16 protein-coding genes are annotated in these 18912 nt (G+C 70.2%); 4 read left to right on the plus strand and 12 right to left on the minus strand.

Translation table 11 applies throughout. From position 1 onward, the window contains the following. Nucleotides 1-280 precede the first annotated feature (280 nt). Nucleotides 281-1921, plus strand: a complete 1641-nt coding sequence (locus OG884_RS01405) for a DUF885 domain-containing protein (protein ID WP_326641308.1) — start codon at nt 281-283, stop codon at nt 1919-1921. A 63-nt stretch (nt 1922-1984) separates the two neighbouring features. Here OG884_RS01405 and OG884_RS01410 read toward each other — a convergent pair whose 3' ends face one another. After that, on the minus strand, nt 1985-5071 hold the full coding sequence (locus tag OG884_RS01410; RefSeq protein WP_326641310.1) for an AfsR/SARP family transcriptional regulator: 3087 nt from the start codon (nt 5069-5071) through the stop codon (nt 1985-1987). Between the two features lie 358 nt (nt 5072-5429). Further along, entirely contained in the window at nt 5430-5579 is a 150-nt protein-coding gene (locus OG884_RS01415) for a hypothetical protein (protein WP_326641312.1), read from the minus strand. Between the two features lie 254 nt (nt 5580-5833). Between OG884_RS01415 and OG884_RS01420 the strand changes: the two genes are divergently transcribed. From OG884_RS01420 to OG884_RS01430, 3 genes are read left to right on the plus strand one after another with little or no spacing between them, the layout of a single operon-like run. Continuing rightward, entirely contained in the window at nt 5834-6172 is a 339-nt protein-coding gene (locus OG884_RS01420; RefSeq protein WP_326641313.1) for a hydroxyisourate hydrolase, read from the plus strand. A gap of 41 nt (nt 6173-6213) precedes the next feature. Beyond that, on the plus strand, nt 6214-7047 hold the full coding sequence (locus OG884_RS01425; RefSeq protein ID WP_326641315.1) for an AfsR/SARP family transcriptional regulator: 834 nt from the start codon (nt 6214-6216) through the stop codon (nt 7045-7047). A 33-nt stretch (nt 7048-7080) separates the two neighbouring features. Further along, nucleotides 7081-7767 carry a hypothetical protein gene (locus OG884_RS01430; RefSeq protein WP_326641316.1) on the plus strand — a complete coding sequence of 229 codons (687 nt, stop codon included), beginning with the start codon at nt 7081-7083 and terminating at the stop codon, nt 7765-7767. On the opposite strand, the gene OG884_RS01435 is transcribed toward OG884_RS01430, so the two are convergent. Genes OG884_RS01435 through OG884_RS01480 form a run of 10 tightly spaced genes read right to left on the minus strand, consistent with a single transcriptional unit; the run spans nt 7751 to nt 18882 of the window. After that, a complete protein-coding gene (locus tag OG884_RS01435; RefSeq protein WP_326641318.1) occupies nt 7751-8797 on the minus strand; it encodes an FAD-dependent oxidoreductase in 1047 nt (348 codons plus the stop codon). The two genes, OG884_RS01430 and OG884_RS01435, sit on opposite strands and share 17 nt — an antisense overlap. Nucleotides 8798-8809: 12 nt before the next feature. Next, nucleotides 8810-10117, minus strand: coding sequence for an MFS transporter (locus tag OG884_RS01440; protein ID WP_326641320.1), 1308 nt, complete (start codon nt 10115-10117; stop codon nt 8810-8812). Beyond that, entirely contained in the window at nt 10114-11352 is a 1239-nt protein-coding gene (locus OG884_RS01445) for an ATP-grasp domain-containing protein (protein ID WP_326641322.1), read from the minus strand. Before OG884_RS01445 ends, OG884_RS01440 begins: the two co-directional genes overlap by 4 nt. A 1-nt stretch (nt 11353) precedes the next feature. Further along, nucleotides 11354-12715 (minus strand): cation:proton antiporter, encoded by a 1362-nt coding sequence (locus OG884_RS01450; RefSeq protein WP_326641324.1) that lies wholly within the window; start codon nt 12713-12715, stop codon nt 11354-11356. After that, nucleotides 12708-14513, minus strand: a complete 1806-nt coding sequence (locus OG884_RS01455; RefSeq protein ID WP_326641326.1) for an ABC transporter substrate-binding protein — start codon at nt 14511-14513, stop codon at nt 12708-12710. Before OG884_RS01455 ends, OG884_RS01450 begins: the two co-directional genes overlap by 8 nt. Continuing rightward, nucleotides 14510-14887 carry a hypothetical protein gene (locus OG884_RS01460; RefSeq protein ID WP_326641328.1) on the minus strand — a complete coding sequence of 126 codons (378 nt, stop codon included), beginning with the start codon at nt 14885-14887 and terminating at the stop codon, nt 14510-14512. Before OG884_RS01460 ends, OG884_RS01455 begins: the two co-directional genes overlap by 4 nt. Next, nucleotides 14884-15732 (minus strand): dimethylargininase, encoded by an 849-nt coding sequence (gene ddaH / locus OG884_RS01465; protein WP_326641330.1) that lies wholly within the window; start codon nt 15730-15732, stop codon nt 14884-14886. Before ddaH ends, OG884_RS01460 begins: the two co-directional genes overlap by 4 nt. After that, entirely contained in the window at nt 15729-16988 is a 1260-nt protein-coding gene (locus OG884_RS01470; RefSeq protein ID WP_326641332.1) for an ATP-grasp domain-containing protein, read from the minus strand. Before OG884_RS01470 ends, ddaH begins: the two co-directional genes overlap by 4 nt. Continuing rightward, on the minus strand, nt 16985-18520 hold the full coding sequence (locus OG884_RS01475; protein ID WP_326641334.1) for a class I tRNA ligase family protein: 1536 nt from the start codon (nt 18518-18520) through the stop codon (nt 16985-16987). Before OG884_RS01475 ends, OG884_RS01470 begins: the two co-directional genes overlap by 4 nt. Beyond that, nucleotides 18517-18882, minus strand: a complete 366-nt coding sequence (locus OG884_RS01480) for a cupin domain-containing protein (RefSeq protein ID WP_326641336.1) — start codon at nt 18880-18882, stop codon at nt 18517-18519. Before OG884_RS01480 ends, OG884_RS01475 begins: the two co-directional genes overlap by 4 nt. Nucleotides 18883-18912: the final 30 nt, after the last annotated feature.

Consider the following 18912-nt stretch of genomic DNA (forward strand, 5'->3'; position numbering starts at 1 on the left):
ACGCCGAAGAAGGCCAGACGAGACGGTCCTCCCTGGAAGAAGCCCACCCGACGACCTGCCAACCCGGTATCCACCGAACCCAGGCCCGCCGCCCGTGGGAAGCGGGCTCGATCCAAGAGACCCGCCGGCCAGGAGAGCGGGGAGTCGAGGAGCCGGCGCCGCCCCCTTCTTTGGCCGCCCGGGGACGCGGGACCGGGTGGCCGACGTCACGCAGGCCCGGTACCAGGCTCGATAGCGGAGCGATAAGGCATGGATGTTGGACCATCCTACGGTCCAGGACATGAGCACTCCGATCTTTGCGCTTTGCGATGAGTACGTCACCCGCTGGGCGGCCCTCGACCCGATCGCGGCAGGTGCCGAGGGCATCGTGTCCGACTTCGTCGCCGCCACCGACCACAGCCCCGCCGGGAGCGCCGCCCGGGCCGAGCTGATCCGCACGACCCTCAAGCGTCTCGACGAGATGGCCCCGACCGGGGAGTCGGACGTCCGGGCTGCCGCCCACCTGCGGGAGCGGCTGGAGGCCGAACTCGGCTGGCACGACATGGGCGAGCCGCTCCGCTGGGTGGCGGCGCCGTACGGGCTGCCCTACCGGGTGCGCTCCAGCGTCGTCCTCCTCCCGCACGGCAACGACGACGAGTGGCGCGACGTCGCCGCCCGCCTGGCGGCGATCCCCACGATGCTCGCCGGATGGCGGGAGAGCCTGGAGGCCGGCCTGGCCTCGGGCCTGCGGGGCGCCCGCAGGCAGGCGCTGGCCATGGCCGACCAGGCCGACCAGTTCGCCGGCGCGGGCGGGACTCCCCCGGCGCACGACGCCTTCGTCGCCACCTACGGCGAGGGTCCGGTCAAGGAGGAGCTGCTCAGCGCGGCGGCGGCGGCCCACGCCGCGTACGCCGACGCCGGGCGCTACCTGCGCGAGGAGTACGCCCCGAGGGCGGACGAGGCCGACGCGGTGGGCCCCGAGCGCTACGCGGTCGCGGCCAGGATCAGCCTGGGCTCCGACATCGACCTGCGCGAGGCGTACGAGTGGGGCTGGGCCGAGCTGGAGCGCATCGGGACCGAGATGGCCGCCGAGGTCGAGCGGATCAAGCCGGGCGCGACCATCGAGGAGGCCACCGAGATCCTCAACGAGACCCAGGCCGTCGACTCCCTGGAGGAGTACCAGGCGTGGTTGCAGGAGCGCCACGACCGGGCGATCAAGCAGTTGCACGGCACCCACTTCGACATCCCCGAGCCGCTGCAGCTGATCGTGGCCGAGGTCGACGTGAGCTCCACCTCCGGCGCGGCCTCCTACAACTCGCCCAGCGAGGACCTGTCGCGCCCCGGCCGCACACTGTGGCCGGTCGGCGGGCGGACGCGCTTCGCCACCTGGACCGAGCTGACCACGATCTTCCACGAGGGCGTTCCCGGCCATCACCTGCAGTTCGGCGCGATGCGGATGGCCGGGGACGGCCTGTCCAGGTTCGCCAAGGTCTCCTGGGTGGACGGCCACGGTGAGGGCTGGGGCCTGTACGCCGAGCGGCTGGCCGACGAGCTGGGCTGGTTCACCGATCCGGGTACCCGGCTGGGCATGCTCAACTGGTCGGCGCTGCGCGCCGCCCGGGTGGTCATCGACCTGGGCGTCCACCTGGACCTGCCGCTCCCCGACGGTTCGAAGTGGACCTTCGAGAAGGCCTGCGAGGTGCTGCGCGACCGGGGCCGCTGCGAGCCGCACCGGGTCGAGGCCGAGGTGGTCCGCTACTTCGGCTGGCCGGCCCAGGCCATCGCCTACAAGCTGGGCGAGCGGGCCTGGGTGCAGGCCCGTGAGGAGGCCAGGCTGCGCCAGGGCGACGCCTTCGACCTGCGGGCCTGGCACACCGCGGCGCTGGAGCTCGGACCGGTCGGCCTGTCCAGCCTGGCCGAGGCCCTGCGCCGCATCGGCTGACTCACTCCGGTCAGGGACGTATCGGTGTCCATACGTCCCTGACCCACCCTCCGGCCGCCGAGGTCAGGCGGCCGGAGGGTGGGTCAGCTGGGTGCGGATTTGGGCGGCGATCGCGGGTGGCATCGTGTCGGCCAGTTCGAGCGCCTCCTCCGAGACGCTCCGCGCCGCCTCGGTCTCGCCGACGGCCGAGTACGCCTCGCTGAGCATGACCAGGACGCGGACCACGTGGAACGGCGCGTCGATCTTGTGGAACAGGCCGAGGGCCTGGTGGAAGCGGCCGATGGCCTGTTCGGTCTGGTCGGTGGCCAGCGCCAGCTCGCCGAGGCCGAGCACGACCCGCGCCTCGGCCAGCCTCTCTCCCGTGGTGCTCGCCAGTTCCAGAGCCCGCTGGAGCGTGAGGTCGGCCTCGGTGAAGTCACCCTGGCGCAGCTGGGCGACGCCCAGGCCGTGCAGGGCGTACGCCTCTCCGGTCGGGTCCCCGATGTTGCGTACCGTGGTGAGCGTCCGCTCGAAGACCTCGGCCGCCGACCGCGGCTCTCCCGAGCGGAGGTAGGTCTCGCCCAGCCGGTGCAGGACCTGTGCCTCCACGCGCCGGCTGCCGCCGACCCTGCTGAGTTCCAGCGCCTCGCTCAGCAGCCGCTTGGCCGCGTCGAGGTCCTCGCAGTCCAGTCTGATCTGGGCCACGCTGTGCAGCACGTAGGCGGAGGCGACCTGGTCGCCGGTCCTGCGGAAGATGGTCAGCGCGCGTTCGTAGCGTTCCACCGCGTCGTCGAGCCGGCCGCTGATCCGGTCCAGGAAGGCGATGTTGCGGATGACGAGGGCCACGCCGAGGTCGTCGCCCGCCTCCTCGAACAGTTCCGCGGCCGCCTCGAAGTCGCGGCGCGCGTCTCCGAAGCGCTGCTCGGCGATGTAGAGCGAGCCGATCGAGTAGAGCATCGCCGCCTGCCCCCTGCGGTCTCCGGCCCGCCGGGCGGCGGCCAGCGCGATTTCGTGGGTCTCCCGCCAGTCGTCGAAGTAGATCCTCGACTCGAACAGGGTCACGGCGCTGATCGCGAGATCCCAGCAGAGCTCGACGAGCCCGGCCTGCGCCGCCTGGCGGATGCCCGCGACCAGTGTCAGCCGCTCGCGCTCGTACCAGGGCAGGGGGGCCATGACCAGCTTCTCGACCAGCCGGTCGGGCAGCGGCCAGCGTGGGGCGTCGCTGTGGACCTGCACGTAGTCTCCGCCGTACTCGCGGCGGTGCGCCTCACCGGTCAGGAAGAGCAGTCCGCCGAGTACCCTCTCCAGCGCGGCTTTGCGGTCGGCGACCGCCTCCTCGCCGGCCAGGCGCTCGCGGGCGAAGACGCGGATCAGGTCGTGGAAGCGGTACTGGCCGTGCACGCCGTACCCGGTGTCCGTCGCCTCGATCAGCTGGGTGTCGGCCAGGTCGTCGAGCAGGTCCTGGGCGTCATAGGGGTCGCTGTCGAGCAGCGCGGCGGCGACCCAGCCGGAGAAGTGCCGGAACTCCAGGATGGCCAGGCGCCGAAACAGCCTCCGCGCGTCCTCGCTGACGCTTTCGTAGGTCAGGGAGATGCTCGCCCTGATGCCCAGGTCTCCGTGTTTGAGCTCGTCGAGCCTGCGGGTCTCGTCTTCGAGCCGGCCCACCAACTGGTCGATCGTCCAGTGCGGGCGGGCCGCGAGCCTGGCGCCCGCGATGCGCAGCGCCAGCGGGAGGTGGCCGCAGAGGTCCGCCAGTTGGGCCGCCGCCTCGTGCTCGGCCTGCACCCGTTCGACGCCCGCGATGCGGGAGAGCAGGTCGACCGACTGCCGCGAGTCGAAGAGGTCCACGTCGAGGTGGGCGGCACCGGGCAGGCCGGCGAGCCGGGTCCTGCTGGTGATTATCACCGCGGCCTCGGGGTTGCCGGGAAGCAGGGGTAGCACCTGGCTCTCGCTTCTGGCGTCGTCCAGGACGATCAGCATCCTGCGTCCGGCGAGCAGCGCGCGGTACATCTCCGCCCGCTCGTCCACCCCGTCGGGTATGGCGGTGCCCGGCACGCCCAGCGCCCGCAGGAATCGTTCGAGCACCTGCCCGGAACCGAGCGGGCGCGACTCCCCTCCGTGCAGGTCGGCGAAGAGCTGGCCGTCCTCGTAGCGGCCGGCGACGCTGTGCGAGACGTGCACCGCGATCGTGGACTTGCCGATCCCCGGCTTGCCGACGACGGCGATGATGGGCACGGCGAGTCGCTGCCGGTCCTCGGCGGCGAACGTGAGCTGCCGGCGGATGGCCTCGACCAGCTTTATCCGGCCGGTGAAGTCCGCGATGTCGGTGGGAAGCAGCCGGGGTACGGTCCGGTGGGCGACCGGCACCTCGTTCGTCTCCCCGTGGCGCTGGGGCTGCTGCTGCTGTTGCTGCTGCCCCGGCGGGTCGAGACTCTCGTCGGAGGTGAGGATCGCGTACTCGAGTTGCTGCAGGCTCTCGTTGGGCTCGATGCCCAGCTCGTCGATCATCGTCTGGCGGGCACGGCGGTAGACCGTCAGCGCCTCCGCCTGGCGTCCCGAGCGGTAGAGCGCGAGCATCAGCTGGCCGCGTAGCCGCTCCCTGAGCGGATGTTCCTCGACGAGCTCGCTGAGCTCGCCGACCAGCTCGTGGTGCCTGCCGAGTTCCAGCTCCAGATCGACGCAGTCTTCGTTGGCGTTGATCCGGCGCTCGGTCAGCCTGCCGACCGCCGCCTGCACGAGCCGGCTCTCCTGGCCGTCGAGGGCGGGGCCTCGCCAGAGGGCGAGCGCGTCCCGGTAGTGCCTGACCGCCTCCTCCGGCCGGCGGTTCTCACGCGCCTGGCGTGCCTGGCTCAGCAGGTTCTCGAAATTCTGGGAGTCGAGCTGCCCCTCGGTGACCCGGAGGGTGTACCCCTGGGAATGGGTCGCGATGACATCGAGGTTGCCGTGGGCGGTGAATAGTCGCCGGAGCGAGGAGATGCAGATCTGCACCTGCGCGCGCGAGGTGCTGGGAAGGTCCTCACCGTAGATCGCATCCGTCAGTCGCCCGATGGTGACCATCCGATTGGCCTCCAGCAGGAGGCAGGCGAGAACCACCTGTTGCCGAGGTGCTCCCAGATCCAGGCGCTGGGAACCGGCCACGACTTCCAGAGGACCGAGGATTCGATACTCCACCCGAATCTCCTTACAGAGTCGCGGCCTGTCCAGGAAATCACCGCATGGCTTGGCGTAAGAGAGACGTCAGGCACCTGACTATTAACTTAAACTCAGAGAAAATATACCGAATCCCAACCGTCTGCAATCCTGGACATATGCCCCAGAGGCCACGACGGGTGATTTTATGTGTATGAACCACCGCCTGTCCGGGATCATACAACGTCACCGAGTGGAGAACCAGGGGGGTTTGTTAAGGTCTGCCCTGATTTGCGACTAACGGGTGGGTTTGAGACGCGAAGAAGCGGCCGGGCCTTGGACGGCTCCGACCGCTCCGGCGAACCCCCGCCGCCGGTGACCACCGGGCGGGGAGTGCAGTTCAGCCCCAGGGAGTGTTGCTGGCGAGCACCATGGTCTCCGGGGACCCGCCGGCGGCGACTGCGGGAAGGACGGCGGTGAGGCCGAGGCACCCGAGGATGGCGGCGGCGACGATGGACCGGAGAGCGTTGGAGCTAGCGAATTCCCGCATTTTCTGCACCTCTTGTCGTGTCTTCCTGGCTGCTGTTCGCCTGTCTGCTTCAAAAGTTAGGCAGCCCCCCTATCCGGCCTTTATCCGATCTCTTCTGATGCGGCATCCGCCGCATTCGCCACGAAAAGATAGGGAGCGGTAGCCGATGGATAGCGGGCCGAAAGCGGACGGATAACGCCCCGGTGGAACCTGATGGAACCGAGGTCGCGTGATACAGGTCACCCGGCCTTGACCAGAAGATGGGTATCCTCACCATGAGCATCGCCACGCAGGCACTTGACGGCGTCTACGGCCGCTCCGCGGCCGGTGTCCGAGCTCGCCTGGAGCGAGCCGTGGGCGCGGACTGGCAGCAGGTCTCCGAAGGAGAGACCGACATCGAGGGAAACGTAAAAGAATGGATGGACGAATTCATGGAGCGCGGGCTCTATCGTCTCGTCCTCGCCACCGACCACTATTTCGCCGGGCTTGGCATGACCACCTCCTACCCGGAGGTCACGGTGATGTTCAGAATGCACGACGAGTGCATGCCCTATCACATCCAGGTCGTGCTGGCACCGCACTCGTACACGACGTATTTCGGCGTCCGCGGTTGACTCCGCGAGCGGCGGAGTCCGTTCTCCTGAGGGAAGCGAACATGCCTGTTCAACAATTGGCGGAACCTGGCCCCTACAACCCCGGAGCCGACGAGGGCACACCCTCGGTCGTCGCCCGCTGCCTGAGCAACTTCCGTCTGGAGGTCGACGGGCAGGCCGTGTCACACTGGCGCGCCGGCAAGGCCCGTGCCCTGTTCCAGTATCTGCTGGTCAACCGCGAGCGGTTCGTCCACCGGGACCGGCTGCACGAGGTGCTGTGGCCGGAAAGAGCGGACCACCACTCCAGCTCGCTCAAGGTGGCCGTGCACGGCGTACGACGGGTGCTCAACGAGTTCGAGGACCGGGACGGCTTCACGCTGCTCCACCAGAAGCACGGCTACCTGCTGCAGACGAACAGCGCGTGGGTGGACATCGAGGAGTTCCAGCGCGCCTTCGACCGGGGCCGGGACGCGTGGGTCGCCAAGGACCACGACACCGCGATCGCGTGGTTCCAGCGCACCGCCGATCTCTACATCGGTGACTTCCTCACCGGCGAGAGCGGCGCCTGGATCAACGAGCAGCGGCAGTGGATGCGCGGGACCGCCCTGCGCGCACTGTCCGCGCTGCGCAGCGAGTCATTGGAGCGAGAGGACTGGCCGGCCGCGATGCACTGGTGCCGCCGGACCCTCGACGTCGACCCCTACCACGAGGCCACCTACCAGACCCTGATGATGATGCACGGCGAGCTCGACGAGCTCGGCCGCGTCCTGAGCTGGTACGAGGTGTGCCGCCACCGGCTCCGTACCGACCTCGGGGTGGAGCCGAACGAGCGCACCGAACGGCTGCTGGCCTCGCTGATGCGGGGCCGCAGCCGGCCACCGTTGGCCGGCCGCTGACCGGCCGTGACCGTGACGACTTCACCGCAGAGGATGGACATCCATCTCGCCGCCCACGATCCGGGGGCTCGCCTCCCGGGTCGTGGGCCCGACCTGGCCCGACTGCGCGCGGCGGTCGGTGAGTTCGCCGGCTACACCGCGGCCGAGCGATCCTGGGAGCGGCTGCTGCTGGCGACCGGGCCGTGCGTCGACCCGGCGCTCGCGGCCCATCGCCGGGCACTGCTGACCTGGCTGAACGCCTGGGGGTGCCGGCTGCGCTACCCGCGTGAGGGCGAGCACGACGTCTTCTGCGCGGAGACCGGGGCCTGGTGGGAGCGCTGGCGGGATCGCCTTCCCGGCCGGGACGTCGCGCTCGCGCACCTGGACGACGTCGAGATCGATGTGGTGGGCGAGTGCTACGCGGACCTCTCGGCGATGCGGGCGGCTCCCGGGGCCAGACCCCGCTCGCTGGGACCGACGGCGGCGACCAAGATGCTGCACGCCCTGCGCCCGCGAGCGCTGATGCCCTGGGACGCCGCCATCGCCGACACCCTGCACGGTGCCCGTACGGCCGACGCCTACCGCGCACACCTGCGGCTGGGCCGAGAATGGGCGCAGCGCCTCCTTGCCGAGGCGGGGCTCGGCGAGGAGGCGCTGGCGGTGGAGCTGGGCCGGCCCGGCCGGCCACTGGCGAAGATGCTGGACGACTACTGCTATCTGGTGTTCACCGCAGAGACCTGACCAGGCTTCGCGCGGCCGTGCGGCTCGCGGCGAGCACCGTCTTGCCCGCGCCGCCGCTGCCCCCGGTGAAGGTGTAGACACCCTTCGCCAGGGGGCGCAGCGACAGCCCGCCCGTGGGGTGGTAGCACTCGACCGCGGTGACGGCCCTGACCTTCCTCCCCGGCGGGCGGTACCCGATCCTGGACTCGGCGACGTCCAGGATCCTGCTGGTGAGGGCGGGGTCTGTAGGCGCGGTTCCAGGGGTTATGTCCCATCTGTTGGTGGGCAGTCCGAGCAGGACCCTTCCTTCCGCGTACGTCCTGCCGTACAGGCCGGACGTCTCGTCGACGAACGCGCCGGGGTCCCTCCCCGCCGAGGGCCCGAGCACGTACTGGATCACCTTGGTGCGCAGTCCCGCGTCCGACAGGCCCGTGCGGGCGAGCAGATCCTGGGTCCAGGCCCCCGCCGCCACCACGACGGCGTCGAACCTGGCCGGGCTGCCCTCGGCGGGGCGGACCTCGGCATCGGCGGTGATCCCGTCGACCTGCCCGTCGGTGACGAACGCGCCCGAGCGGGCGAGCTCCACCAGGAGCCGGTCGCGGAAGCCGTTCGGGGAGAGGTAGCCGGCGCGTTTCTCGACGACGGCCACGCTCCCGGAGGGCAGCTCGCGGAACGTGCCGCGGGTGCTGAGCTCCTCGCCGCCGACCAGGGAGATCGAGCCCGGCAGGCGGCTGCGCACCAGTTCCACCAGGCCCTCGGTGCCCGGCCCCAGACCGGGGAGCAGGTACACCGAGCCGGTCTCCCGGTAGGAGGCCCACTCCCTCAGCTCCGGATTCGAGTGGAGCTCGGCCAGACTGTCCGCGGCCTCCAGGCACAGAGCGGGGTCGGGTTCGAACGCCCTGGTCAGGCCGCCGGAGGCGGCGCTGGCATCGGCCCGCCGGTGCGGTTCTCCGGTGTACAGGTGGACCGCGCTGCCCCTGATGACCTCGCACAGCCGCCAGGCCAGCATGGCTCCTGCGATCCCACCACCCACGACGGCGATTCTGAGCATCTCACCCTCCTTTCATGTCGCCGAGGCGGTCGCGGGCTGCGACTCGTCGGCTCGGTTCGGGTCACGCATGCCGATCAGTCCGGCCACGGTCGCCACCGCGGAGACCAGCGCCGCCCACAGCCAGACGGAGCGGCCGACCTGGAACCAGACCAGGGTGCCGATCACCGGCCCGATCGCGGTGCCGAGCCCGAAGACGCTCTGCATGGCGCCGATGTAGCGTCCGCGGAGTCGCTCGGGGCCGGCCAGGGCGGGGTAGGCGAACGTGGTGGGCCCGCCGATGATCTCCGAGAGCGTCCAGACCAGGGTGCCGACCATGAACCAGATCGGGAGCGGGGAGATCGCATAGATCGCGTAGCCGACCGAGACCAGGCCGAGGCCGAGCAGCGCGGTCAGCCGGATCGGCCACTTCTGCACGACCTTCGTCATCGCCAGCTCGCAGGTGATGACGATGAAGCCGTTCAGCGAGACGGCCGCGCCGTACCACCACAGGCTGATCCCGGCGGCGGAGATGTCCAGCGGGAGGGTGGCCGTGTACTGGCAGTAGACGATGGAGGTGAGCAGCATCGCGAGCAGGTAGACGCTGTAGCGCCAGTCGGCGAACACCGCGAGGTAGCCGGAGCGGCCCTGCGTTGCCGGGTCCGCCTCCTCCTCCGCCGCCGCCTCCTGTTGCTTCGCGACGTGCGCGGCGTGTGCGGCGCGCCTGGGCAGCGCGAACATCACGGTGACGCCGAAGATCAGCGCCGCGGCGGCCTCGCCCCAGAAGAGCGCGTTGTAGGAGACGGACAGCAGCGCGGCGCCGATCAGCGGGGCGGCGGTCATGCCGAGGTTCAGGCCGAGCCGGTACATCGCCGTGATCATCACCACCCGGTGCCTCGGCGTCAGCTCGGTCAGCATGGTCTGGGCCGCCGGCCGGTAGAACTGGCCGACCGTGCTGACCGCGAAGACCGCGGCGAGCAGCAGCGCGTAGGTCGGGGCGTAGAGGATGGACACGATCAGGAGCGCGGAGCCGCCCATGCTGATCAGCGTGACCGCCCGGGCGCCGAGGCGGTCCGACAGCGACCCGCCGGCCAGCGAGCCCACCACCGCGCCGGCTCCGTACATGCCCAGCGCGAGCCCGGCCTGTGTGGCGGAGAATCCCCTGTCGGTCAGGAACAGCACCAGATAGATCTGGATGAACGCGGCAAGCCTGCTGATGAAGCCGCCGAAGAGCAGTGCCTTGACGGCACGCGGGGTCTCCCGCAGGGTGACGAACACCCCGTCGTCCGGCTTGTCAGGGGGTGTCGAGGACACATTCTTCTCGTTCTCGATAACGGCGGTCACGCGGTTGCCTTCACCTTCAGGTTGGCCTGGGCGGCGTCCAGCGCGGCCCGGCACTCGTCGACGGTCTCTGACAGCGCGGTGGCGTAGGCGATACGCCCCCACAGGGTGCCCTTGGGCGGTGGCGAGACGGTCGCCCCGGGGGCGACCACCGTGATCGCCCTGTCGATCTCCGGGGGCAGGCCGGCCTCGTCGAACTCGATCGACTCGATCGTGGTGTCGTCCTCGTCGACGTAGAAGAAGCGCACCCCGCCCACGAGCTTGCGCTCGGGGGCGAGCGCGGGCGCGCGGCCGCAGGCCACCGCGGCGGCGGCCAGGCCGGGGTCGATCCCGGTGGTGAGCAGCCCGAGGTAGGGGATCATGTCGCCGCCCAGGCGCGCGTTCACCTCGATGACGCGCAGTCCCCTGGAGGAGAGCTTGATCTCGGTGTGGGTGAACCCGTCGGTGAACCCGAGCGCGGTGTGCGTGTCCTGCAGGACGCGGCAGAACTCCGGGTCCTGCAGGAGCACGTCCTGGGCGTCGACGAAGTGCCCCACCTCCTCGCAGTACGGCTCGAAGCCCAGGACCTTCCTGCCGAGGAAGAGCGGGGTCACCACGCCGCCCTGGACGACGGCGTCCACGCTGACCTCGGGGCCGTCGGCGAACTCCTCGACCAGGACGGGGACCTCGTACGTCGCCCCGTCGGGGACCGTCAGGTCCCGGACGAAGGTGAACCGCTCCGTCAGTTCCGAGGAGTCCTCGACCTTGATGACGCCCAGGCTGCCGCCGAGGCCGCGCGGCTTGAGGATGGCCGGATAGCCGACCTCCTCCGCGGCCCGCAGGGCCTCTTCCAGCGTGGCGACGGCCAGCGACCTGGGCTGCGGCACGCCGAGCGCGTCGAGTGCGACGCGGGTGCGGTGCTTGTCGCGGCAGCGGCGCACCATCTCGGGGTCGCCACCGGGCAGGCCGAGGGCCTCGGAGACGTACGAGGCGGCCAGGATCCTGGCCTCGTCCCAGCAGAGCACCCCGTGCACGGGCTCGCGGGCGGCCAGCTCCAGTGCGACGCCGGCCATCGCGGGGCCGTCGGTCGTGTCGGCGACCACGGTCCAGCCGGTGACGTACTCCTGCTCCCAGCCGGGTTCCGCGGTCACCAGGAGATGGATGCGGTATTCGGTGGCGATGGAGCGCAGCAGGTACTCGCGGTAGTGCCGCATTCCCGTCGCGATCACCAGGATCAGCGGTCTGGTGTCGGTGGTCATCTCACGCCTCCTTGGCGGTGGTCACGAGCTCCCGGTCGGGGCTCTGCAGGGCGTCGAAGAACTCCTCGCGGGCGGACTCGGCCTCGGTGGGGGCGATCCGGGAGGCCGCGAAGCGGAGCAGGGGCGGCGCCATCATCGAGGTCACGACCGCGACCAGGACGATGACCGTGTAGGACGCGGTGGTGAGCACGCCCAGGCGGAGTCCGACCATCGCGATGATCACTTCGATCACGCCGCGGGAGTTGAGACCCGCCCCCAGGGCGAGGGCCTCCCAGCGGGTGCGCTTGGCGATGCGCGCCCCGAGGTAGGCGCCGGCGAACTTGGCGGCGATGGCGACGAGCAGCACCACGATGCCCGCCACGAGTACGGGCGGCTTGGCCAGCTCGGTCAGGTCCATCCGCAGGCCCGCCGTGGCGAAGAAGATCGGTGCCAGCACCGCGGCGACGAGGGTCTGCAGGGGCGCCAGCCTGGCGACCTTCAGGTCCGGTGAGGAGCCGACGAGCGCGCCGCAGACGAAGGCGCCGAGGATGGCCTCGAACCCCATCGCCTGGGTGGCCGCGGCCGAGAGCAGGATCATGATCGCCACCGCGGCGATGGTGGTGACGCTCCCGCCCCGGTCGGCGGCGCGCAACACCCTGGCGACCACCCGGCGGCCGAGCAGGACGGCCACCAGCACGAGCACGGCGAGCAGCGCGATCGCGGTCAGCGCGGCCTGCCCGGTACGTGCCCCGGCGGTGGCGAGCGCGGAGACCACCGACAGCAGCAGCCAGCCGACCACGTCGTCGACGACCGCGCTGCTCAGGATGAGCTGGCCGATGTCGCGGTGGAGCAGGCGCATCTCCATCAGCACCTTGGCGATGACGGGGATGGCGCTGACGCAGAGCGCGACGCCGAGGAAGAGCGCGAAGACCGTGTGGTCGACGCCCTCGGCGATCATCTCGGCGGGTGCCAGGAAGCCGATCCCGACGCCGAGGACCAGCGGGATGACCAGCCCGGTGCCGCTGATCCAGGCGGCGGCCCTGCCCTGACGGCGGATGAAGCCGAGGTCGAGATGCATTCCGGTCAGACCCACCAGCAGCAGGACGCCGAGCTGTCCGACCGCGTCGATCATGTGGAATCTGGCCGGATCGGTGGGGAGCAGCCAGGCGGAGAAGTCGGGGGCGACGTTGGCGAGCAGCGAGGGCCCGATCAGGATGCCCGCGCTGAGCTCGCCGAGCAGGGCGGGCAGCCCGAACCTGACGGCCAGCCGGCCCAGAACGGTGGCCAGGCCGAGGAGCAGCCCGAGTTGCAGCAGCAGGATCATGAGGTTCTGCGCGGGGATGACGGCGACCGGCGCCGCGGCGAGCGTCATGGGGTCAGTCACCGTTCTCGACGTAGTACCAGTTCTCCGGGCTGATCATCCCGAAGGGGTTGATCGGCTCGAAGCCCCGGAGGTTGTTGGCCACCTCGAACAGCCGCAGCGAGAAGTTCGGGATGAAGATGACCGGGACCTGCTCGGCGATGTAGTCCTGGTACTCGTAGAGCGCGGCCGGGTCGTCACTGGTCAGGGTGCGGTCGATGAGCTCGTCGGCCTTGGGGTCGGTGTAGTGGCCGAAGTTGCCGCCGGCGTCGGTCCGGAACAGGATCTCGCCGCTCGGGTAGTGGTACACCCAGCCGCCGCCCCAGGTGCTCAGCTCCCATAGGCAGGGGCTGTCGGGTCCGGCGACGCAGGGGGCGTCCTCGGCGACCAGGACCGAGCCGTATACCTCCTGCAGGCGCATCTCGATGCTCGCCTTGGCGGCGTCGTCGCGGAACTGCTCCATCAGCCGGGTGAGCGCGGGGCGGCCCTCGGCGTACCTGAGGGAGAAGCTGAGCCTGGTGCCGCCGGGGATGCCCGCCCCGGCCTGGCCGGGGCCCTCGCCGGGGTTGACGCAGACGGCGGGCGTCACGCTGGTGTCCCAGCCGTTGGCCTCCAGCAGCTCGCGGGCCCGGTCGGGGTCGAAGGGCAGGATCGGCGCGCCCTGCAGGGTGGGCGAGACCAGGTCGCTCACCGGGTAGCGGGGCACCGGGCCGTCCTGCCGGTAGGCGTAGCCGTGGTAGATGTCGCGGGACGCGCGGTCCTGGTCCAGCGCGTGCTGCATCGCCTGCCTGATGTAGGTCTGGGCGAGCATCTTGCCGGCGACCGTCGGGTTGTTGTAGTTGAGCGGGATGTAGCGGATGCAGAAGGCCGCCTGCGGGACCAGCGTGTAGTTCTCGCCCAGCGGGTTGGGACCGCCCTTGGTGGGGTCGTCCGTCGGCTCGGCGCTGAAGCTCAGCGGCAGGTAGCCGACCTGGATGCCGTCGGGCCCGTCCGGCCCCTCCAGCAGTTTCCGGTACTCCTCCCCGTCGGACATGAAGGGGACCTGCCGGAACTCGTCCAGGTGCGCCTTGTTCGGCCCCGAGTAGTGCTCGTTGGGGACGAAGGTGACGACCCCCTCCATGGTGTAGCTCTTCAGCCGCCACGGGCCGCTGACCACGCTCCACACCGGGCTCGTCGCCCAGTGCACCCGGTCGGAGTTGTCCTCCTCGATGACGCCGCCGTTCTCGCCCATCAGGAAGTCGTAGACCGCGGCCACGTTCTCCAGGCTGTAGGAGGCGTCGGACGGCCCGTCGGCGGTGCGGTCCCATGCCTTGGGCATCGGGGTGATGGTGCTGAGCTGGTTCATCAGCACCCAGCGCTTGGAGTAGACCTTGTCGAAGGTGAAGTAGACCTTGTCCTCGGCGAGCTTGCCGTAGGAGACCAGGTTGTCGGGGAAGCAGCCGGGGACGTACTCGCCGTAGCGCTCGCCCTTGACCGCCATCATGTTCACCCAGAACAGCACGTTGTCCGCGCAGATCGTCTCGCCGTTGGACCACTTCCAGGGCTTGACGGTGACGGTGACGGTCAGGCCGTCCTCACTCCACTGCGGCGGCTCGCCGATGCTGAGGTCGTAGTCGACCTCGGGGGTGCCGTGCGTGCCGAAGAAGTAGAGCGGCCGGTACATCAGGATCTGGAACTCGAGCAGGTTGCGGGTGCCGAAACGCTCGGGCGGGGTGAAGGGGAAGATGATGGACGGGGGGAATCCCGGCGCGCAGGCCCAGGTCACGGTGCCGCCCTTGACGGGCTTCTGCACGTTCGGGCGGGCGATGGTGTTCAGGGTCATGTCCGGCTCTCCGTCGTCTGGTGGTTCTGTGCGAACGTCTTCGGGTCGATCTCCTCGAGCAGAGACACGCCGCTGTCCGCGTGGGCGCCGTAGCGCTCCCACGTCTCGTGGAGCAGCACGCGGCCGTCGGGGAGCAGTTCGGGGGTGCTGCGGCAGTGGCCCGACACGACGGCGCCGTTGTCGAGGACCATGGTGTAGGCGAAGTCGAGGGTGCCGTCGGGGGCGCAGAGCCCGGTGAGGGTCCCCCGGCGGGCGTGCCCGCCGGAGAACTCGCCCCACAGCAGGTCCCCGTCCTGGCGGTACAGGGCGATCGGGTGCTTCTCGGTGGAGGGCACGCCGCCGGTGGTGAAGCGGCGCCCGTCGTAGTCGATCATGATCGGCCCGCCCTGAGTTCGAGGGTGCAGCACTTGGCGCTGCCACCGGACTTCAACAGCTCGGAGAGCTCGACACCGATGGGCTCGTAGCCGCGCTCGCGCAGCCGGTCCATCAGCTGGGTGGCCGAGGGCGGCATCAGGACGTGGCGGCCGTCGGAGACGGCGTTCAGCCCGAACACCTCGGCGTCGGCCTCGGTGGCGATGATCGCGTCGGGGTACAGGACGCGCAGGACGCCCTGGCTCTCCTTGGAGAAGGCTCCCGGGTAGTACATGATCTGGTCGCGGTCGAGCACGGCCAGCGCGGTGTCGAGGTGGTAGAAGTGCGGGTCCACCAGGCGCAGCCCCGCCACGGGCATCCCGAAGAACCGCTCCGCCTCACGGTGCGAGCGGATGTCGGTACGGAACCCGGTGCCGGCCAGCAGGTACCTTCCGGCGTGCAGGTAGTCGCCCTCACCCTCGTTGACGTGGACCGCCTCGCGGGTCTGGTAGCCGCGGGCGCGGAACCACTCCAGGTAGGCGGGGCCCTCCGCGGCCCGCTCCTCGTAGCGGAAGCGGGCGGACAGCACCTTCCCGTCGATGACCGTCGCGCCGTTGGCGGCGAACACCATGTCGGGGTAGCCGGGCAGCGGTTCGATGAACTCCACCTGGTGGCCCAGTGCCAGGAAGGCGCGGAGCAGGCCGTCCCACTGGAGCCGGGCCAGCGCTCCGTCGACCGGCTTGTCCGGGTTCATCCAGGGGTTGATGGAGTAGACGACGTCGAAGTGGGTGGGCGGGCACATCAGGTAGCGGCGGGTGCGCGCCACGCGCCGGATCCGCTGCGGCGCCTCGGTGGCCAGCTGTGTCATGTCAGTTCTCCTTCCTGGACGAAAGTGACGTTGATCTTGGATGCGTAGTCGAGCATCGTCTCCCTGGCGTCCTCCAGCGAGTTGCCGGTGGTGCCGAGGAAGCCGAGGATGCTGTTGCCCTCGGGCGGGCGCCGGATGACGTCTCCGGGCCTGGCTGTGACCTTGAGGAAGAAGACCCGATCGGACTCGGCGACCTCGGCCGGCACCTCGATCGAGGCGACCTGGCCGGCGTCGCAGAGCAGGCACATCGCGGTGACGTGGACGCCGGTCGGCCGGTAGTGGCGCACTCTCGGCGTGGCGCCGCGCGCCACGTCCATGACCGCGCGGATCGGGTTGTGCGCGGCGGTGATCCCGGCGATGAGATCCAGTCCCCCGCCGCCGGGCCGGATCGCAATCTCCAGCAGGTACGGCTCGCCCCGGTGGAAGCGGACCTCGGCGTGCAGCACGCTGCGCCGCAGCCCCTGGGCGTGCGCGCCGGCCCTGACCACCCGGTGGACCGCGGCCACCTGCTCGGTGGTGAGCGAGGTCGGCGCGTGGTGCACGTCGTCGTCGAAGGTGCCGCCCTCGACGGTGATCCGGTCCACGATGGAACCTAGGTAGACCTCGTCGTCCCAGGCCACGGCCTCGATGAGGAACTCCTCACCGTCCAGGAACGACTCGATCAGCAGGCCGTGCGGGCCGAGGTCGAGGCCGTGGGCCTCCATCTCGAACCACGACATCCCCTCGATGCCCTCAAGGGCCTGCGGGAACAGCTCCGCCATCTCCTCCCTGTCGTCGATCTTGAACACGAAGTTGCTCGCGGCGCCCAGGGTGGGCTTGAGGATGACCGGGTAGCCGAAGTCGTCCGCGGCCCCGAGCGCCTCCGGTAGGTCGGTGACGAAGCGGAAGTCCGGGTGCGGGGCGTCGTGCCTGCGGTGCGCCTCGCGCATCAGCAGTTTGTTACGGCTGGTCCTGGCCGCCTCGACGCCCACGCCCGGCAGGCCGAGCGCCTCCGCGACCGCCGCGACCGTGGTCACCGCCGACTCGGAGAAGGTGATGATCCCGTCGAAGCGCTCCTGCTCGTGCCAGTTCTTGGCCTCGGTGATGAGGTCGTCGATGCGCTGGGAGCCCGCGACGCGGTAGCGGTCCGTGGGCCAGAAGTCCGGGGTGCCGATGCCGTTGAGTACGTAGAGCTCGGCGCCGAAGTCCTGAACCTGCTGGTAGCGGGACTGGTAGTAGGTGGCGTTCTGTCTGGCTTCAAGGGCGAGGAGCTTCATCGGGGACTCCCGGGCAGTCGCGGTAGTGAGAAGGCGTCGATCGTCTCGGCGGAGGTGTCGAGGGTGAGCTCGACACCGGCCGCCTCGGCCTCGGCCGCGACGTCGATCAGGATGGGCGCGGCGCAGGCCAGGAAGGCGCGCACCTCGATCAGCAGGTCACCGGGCTCGTCACGCTCGGCGGTCAGCAGCCTGCCGAGCTGGGCGACGATGCCGTCCGCCGCCCTGGTCAGGCTGAAGGAGGTGAGGTCGTAGCAGAGCCGGAACCTCTCGACGATCACCGCGGCCCGGTGCCGGCCGGCGGCGGTGACCTTGAGCTCCTCCCCCGGGTCCGTGACGATGGTGTCGAGGCGGTCGGCGAGCGCGTTCCACGGCTCGCGCAGCCGCCGGCCGGTGACCTTGTCGAGTCCCTCCCTGGTGAAGTTGGCCCGCTGGTCCTCCGGGCAGGTGAGCGCGAGGTAGAACCGGACGAGGTCGCGCGGCACCTCGGCGACCAGGTCGGCGCCGCGGATCAGGTGGTTGCGGCTGGTGGAGAACTTCTCGTTCTCGAGTTCGTAGAACTCGTTGCAGACGTTGGCGTCCGGGGTGATGTAGCGGTCGCCGTGGGCCAGCAGCATGACCAGGTCGACCATGCCCCAGAAGTAGACGTTGTCGAAGCCGTGGAAGTAGACCAGGCCGTTGCCGCTCCCGGCGCGCCAGGCGCTGTCGACGGGGCCCTCGGGCTCGCCGGCCGCCTTCCAGGTGCTGTAGATCGAGGCGGGCATCGCCTCGACCCACGGGTAGAGGATCTGGCCGGGGGTCTCGGCGAACGGGGCGTCGACCCCCCACCCCGGCGACGGCACCGTGATCGGGATCTCCGGGAGCGGCCGGGCCAGGATCTCGCGGATGAGCTGCCTGCTGTGCCCCCGCCAGGTGCTCTCCCTGGCGGCGTAGTAGGCGGTGAGCTCCTTCCGGTAGTTCTCGATGGGCAGGACCAGGACGGTGACCTCTCGCGAGGTCACCGGGTCGTCGGGGTCCAGGACCGAGCGCGGGTCGCCGAGGTCGTCGAAGTGGTTGGGGTGGCCGCAGCCCTCGCACGATCCGCCGCAGCTCTCGGTCAGGCAGGCCGGGCACTCGCCCTTGACCAGCCCGTCGAACAGGTAGGTTCCCGCGTTCTCCGCGTACGGCATGCGCACGGTGCGGAGCTCGAAGCGGCCCTGGTTGTGCAGGGTCGCGACGAAGTCGAGCACGGTCTGCCGGTAGGCGTCGTCGACTGGCGGCAGCGGGGCCAGCGAGATGCCCATCGCCTCGACCGACCGCTGGATGGCCGCGGTGGAGGTCGCGCACAGTTCGGCGGGCGTGGTGCCGTGCTTACGGGCGGTCGAGATCATGTAGGACTGGCTGTCGTCGGTGCAGGTGTTGTAGTTGACGGGGCGGCCGTCGGCCCGCAGGTAGCGGGCGTAGACGTCACCGGCCAGGTAGGGGCCGGCCATGTGGCCGACGTGCAGGTCGCCGTTTGGCGTCGGGGTGGCGGCGATGACGATCGTCCCCGTCATTTCTCCTCCAGGTGCCGGGTCTCGAACGTGCGGGCGAGGTCGTGGTCCCACCAGATGCCGTACATCTCGAAGTCGGCGGTGCCGTCGTTGACCACCTGGTGGTCGGTACCGGGCGGGAAGTAGGCGACGTCCCCCGCGGCGAAGGGGGCGCGCTCGCCCTCGCTCTCCAGGACCGCCTCGCCGGAGACCGCGATGAAGATCTCGTACTCGTGGTGGGCGTGCCGGGTCGAGGCGGTGCCGGGCGCGATGACGCACCAGGCCCCCTCGAACGGGGCGTTCAGCGTCTCCCAGGGCAGCAGCCTCTTGGCGAGCAGGCCGTTGTCCGGGCGTAGGTGGGCAGGGTCATAGGAACGGAGGTCCACGGGGATTCTCCTTGCAGGGGTTCGGGGGGA

The sequence above is a fragment of the Streptosporangium sp. NBC_01755 genome (assembly GCF_035917995.1).
In the GTDB taxonomy this organism is placed as follows: domain Bacteria; phylum Actinomycetota; class Actinomycetes; order Streptosporangiales; family Streptosporangiaceae; genus Streptosporangium.

Excerpts from the sequence above, each read along its gene's own strand:
- OG884_RS01415 (WP_326641312.1), bottom strand. The coding sequence starts at position 5,579 with ATGCGGGAATTCGCTAGCTCCAACGCTCTCCGGTCCATCGTCGCCGCC.
- OG884_RS01420 (WP_326641313.1), top strand. The coding sequence starts at position 5,834 with ATGAGCATCGCCACGCAGGCACTTGACGGCGTCTACGGCCGCTCCGCG.
- OG884_RS01430 (WP_326641316.1), top strand. The coding sequence starts at position 7,081 with ATGGACATCCATCTCGCCGCCCACGATCCGGGGGCTCGCCTCCCGGGT.
- OG884_RS01445 (WP_326641322.1), bottom strand. The coding sequence starts at position 11,352 with ATGACCACCGACACCAGACCGCTGATCCTGGTGATCGCGACGGGAATG.
- OG884_RS01435 (WP_326641318.1), bottom strand. The coding sequence starts at position 8,797 with ATGCTCAGAATCGCCGTCGTGGGTGGTGGGATCGCAGGAGCCATGCTG.
- OG884_RS01405 (WP_326641308.1), top strand. The coding sequence starts at position 281 with ATGAGCACTCCGATCTTTGCGCTTTGCGATGAGTACGTCACCCGCTGG.
- OG884_RS01425 (WP_326641315.1), top strand. The coding sequence starts at position 6,214 with ATGCCTGTTCAACAATTGGCGGAACCTGGCCCCTACAACCCCGGAGCC.
- OG884_RS01460 (WP_326641328.1), bottom strand. The coding sequence starts at position 14,887 with ATGATCGACTACGACGGGCGCCGCTTCACCACCGGCGGCGTGCCCTCC.
- OG884_RS01475 (WP_326641334.1), bottom strand. The coding sequence starts at position 18,520 with ATGACGGGGACGATCGTCATCGCCGCCACCCCGACGCCAAACGGCGAC.
- OG884_RS01455 (WP_326641326.1), bottom strand. The coding sequence starts at position 14,513 with ATGACCCTGAACACCATCGCCCGCCCGAACGTGCAGAAGCCCGTCAAG.
- ddaH (WP_326641330.1), bottom strand. The coding sequence starts at position 15,732 with ATGACACAGCTGGCCACCGAGGCGCCGCAGCGGATCCGGCGCGTGGCG.
- OG884_RS01470 (WP_326641332.1), bottom strand. The coding sequence starts at position 16,988 with ATGAAGCTCCTCGCCCTTGAAGCCAGACAGAACGCCACCTACTACCAG.